3 protein-coding genes and 1 pseudogene are annotated in these 2,667 nt (G+C 64.5%); 2 read left to right on the top strand and 2 right to left on the bottom strand.

Annotation, left to right across the window (positions count from 1 at the left end; translation table 11 throughout):
* Window positions 1–33: 33 nt before the first annotated feature.
* Together ACLP2E_RS08420 and ACLP2E_RS08415 are read left to right on the top strand one after the other, a co-directional pair.
* Window positions 34–300 (top strand): annotated as a pseudogene (locus ACLP2E_RS08420) (FAD-dependent oxidoreductase); the annotation flags it as partial.
* Between the two features lie 57 nt (window positions 301–357).
* Complete coding sequence (locus ACLP2E_RS08415; RefSeq protein WP_442465660.1) at window positions 358–1,509, top strand: DsrE/DsrF/DrsH-like family protein; 1,152 nt, start codon at window positions 358–360, stop codon at window positions 1,507–1,509.
* A gap of 136 nt (window positions 1,510–1,645) precedes the next feature.
* Here the strand turns inward: ACLP2E_RS08415 and ACLP2E_RS08410 are convergent, their stop codons facing one another.
* Window positions 1,646–2,041 carry a NifB/NifX family molybdenum-iron cluster-binding protein gene (locus tag ACLP2E_RS08410; RefSeq protein WP_442465659.1) on the bottom strand — a complete coding sequence of 132 codons (396 nt, stop codon included), beginning with the start codon at window positions 2,039–2,041 and terminating at the stop codon, window positions 1,646–1,648.
* A gap of 67 nt (window positions 2,042–2,108) precedes the next feature.
* On the bottom strand, window positions 2,109–2,576 hold the full coding sequence (locus ACLP2E_RS08405; protein ID WP_442465658.1) for a DUF4405 domain-containing protein: 468 nt from the start codon (window positions 2,574–2,576) through the stop codon (window positions 2,109–2,111).
* Window positions 2,577–2,667: the final 91 nt, after the last annotated feature.

Below are 2,667 nucleotides of genomic sequence, written 5' to 3'. Positions count from 1 at the left end.
GGCACGGCCATCCTCTAGGCGTTCGACCTCGCCGCCGCCTGCACCGGCCTCAACGAGACGCAGGCGAGGGCGCTCGACATTCCGCATCGCGCCGTCGTCATTCATGCCGGATCGCATGCGTCCTACTATCCCGGCAGCCAGCAGCTCAGCCTCAAGCTCGTCTTCGGGCTCGACGGGCGCATCCTTGGCGCCCAGGCGATCGGGGCCGATGGCGTGGACAAGCGCATCGACGTGATCGCCACCGCGATCGCCGCCGGGCTCGGCGTGCAGGACCTGACCGAGCTCGAGCTCGCCTACGCGCCGCCGTTCGGCTCGGCGAAGGATCCAGTCAACGTCGCCGGCTACGTCGCGGGCAACGTGCTTTCCGGCTTCTCCGAGATCATCGACTGGCGCAAGCTGCGCGACCTTCTGAAAGGAGCGCCGGATTCGATCCAGCTCGTCGACGTCCGCACGGCCGAGGAGTTCTCGATCCAGACGCTGCCGAGAGCGCGCAACATCGACCTCGAGCATTTGCGCGCCCGCCTTGGCGAACTCGATCAAGAGCGGCCGGTCGTGGTCTTCTGCCAGGTAGGCTTACGCGGATATCTCGCCTACCGCATCCTCAAGCAGGCCGGGTTCAAGGACGTCCGCAACTTGACGGGCGGCTTCAAGACTTACGCCTGGGCGGTCGACAAGCAGGCCAATCCCGACCTGTTCGACTACGAGAGCATCAGGCGGCGAACGCAGGCGGAGATCGAGGCCGAAAGCGGCGGCTGCGTCGTCGCGCTCGCCGGCGACGTGCACAAGCTCGACGCCGTCGGGCTGCAATGCCCCGGCCCGATCATGAAGGCCTTCAAGGCCATGGCGGCGATGGAAGTGGGCGAGACCCTGGAAATCACCGCGTCCGATCCCGCCTTCAGCCGCGATATCCGCGCCTGGGCGTCGCGCACCGGCAATATCCTGGAGACCGTCGGGTCGTCGAAGGGAATCATCACCGCGCGATTGCGCAAGGCCTTGCCGGCTGTAACGAAGCCGTCAGGGAGCGCGGAGCCCGGTCGCGACGGCGTCTCGCTGGTCGTGTTTTCCGGCGACCTCGACAAGGCGATGGCGTCGCTGATCATCGCCAACGGCGCGCTGGCGATGGGCTCGAAGGTGACGGTGTTCTTCACCTTCTGGGGACTCAACCTGCTGCGCAAGCCCAACGGCGCGAGCCCGGCGAAGCCGCTGATCGACGCCGCCTTCGGCTTCATGCTGCCCAAGGGCGTCGGCAAGGCCAATCACCTCTCCAATATGAATTTCCTCGGCGCCGGCGGCCTCATGATGCGCAAGCTGATGCACGACAAGCATGTCGAGGACCCCGTCGACCTTCTGGCTTCGCTGGTTTCCGGCGGCGCCAATCTCGTCGCGTGCCAGATGTCGATGGACGTGATGGGCCTCAAGCGCGAGGAGATGATCGACGGCGTCGAAATCGGAGGCGTGGCCACCTTCCTCAACGAGGCGAAACAATCGGGAACGACGCTGTTCATCTGAGCGCAATCGCGCCGTCCAGTTCCCCTTCAGGGTTCCTTCAGCGGGGAAAAGCCTTCCCTCGGGCTTGGTCCGAGGGGGGCCGCGTGAGCCGAGGAATGAGGGCTCTCGGCGCGATTCGATGAGAGCTTGTTAAGCGCTAACCGTGGCACTCGCCTTCGGCGTGGTTGCCGCAACTGGAGTCCGGCGAGAACCTCGTCAAGCTTCCGCTCACGAACGCGTCGATCGCCTGACCGACGCTGGCGGCGGCGCCCTTCTGGTAGACGTCGATACCGACCTGATTGAAGCCCATGAGGGGCCGTCTTCCCATCCCACCGGCGATCAGGATCGCGACGCCGCGTGTGGACAACAGGTTGACCGGAACCATGCATCCTCCGTGCTGATGGGAAACGCCGGGGAGGGCATCGACCTTGGTGACCTTCCCGTCGTCGACCTCCACCAGCGTGAAGAGATCGCATTGGCCGAAATGGTCGGCGATTTCAGCGTCAATTCCTCCTGGGGCGCAGGAGGGAACCGCAATCCATGCCTTGTTCATTTTATGCTTCCTTGTCTTGGCGAAACCGATGTTCGCTTGCCCAGATGATTGACTCCGCTCGACCGCGCTAATCTGAAGACCGCCAACCCTGTCTGGCGCCGGCGAACGGGGGAGCGGTTGGCGAGGGCGCGCCCCTCATTTCAGCGCGGAGATCGGCGATGAGGTTGAACGGCGGCGCACGGCAGATCGAACCGATCAGGACCATCAGGCACAGGGCGACGGCCACAAGCGCCTCGAAACGGACCGGCAGGAGCCGCGGCGCCAGCGCCGAGGTCCGCAGTTTGATGTGATTGACCAGCGCCCGTCGATTCATCCAGACGTGCGGGACGGCCGCCGCCAGCATCAGCAGCGCGAAGCAGACGTGCAGGTCCTCCCATTGCCATCGGGTCAGTCCCGACGCCTGCCAACCGCTTGCATTGGCGAGTTGGCCTCGTGGGGCGAAGAACAGGATCGCACCGCTTATTGCAAGCAAGACGAAACTCGACAGCATCAACAACGTCGTCGTCGTCCTGCCCTGAAACCGAATCCGTTCCATCGTAACCTCTCCAGTCCAGCCTCTGTATCCTGCTGCGCTCCAGCGACCTCTCCGGACGTTCAAACGGTCAGTGGCAAACGCAATCTCCTCC

Source organism: Rhodoblastus sp., from assembly GCF_052145335.1.
GTDB lineage: Bacteria > Pseudomonadota > Alphaproteobacteria > Rhizobiales > Beijerinckiaceae > Rhodoblastus.
Note: the sequence above shows the minus strand (reverse complement) of the source record. Positions and strands in the feature narration are given on the sequence as shown.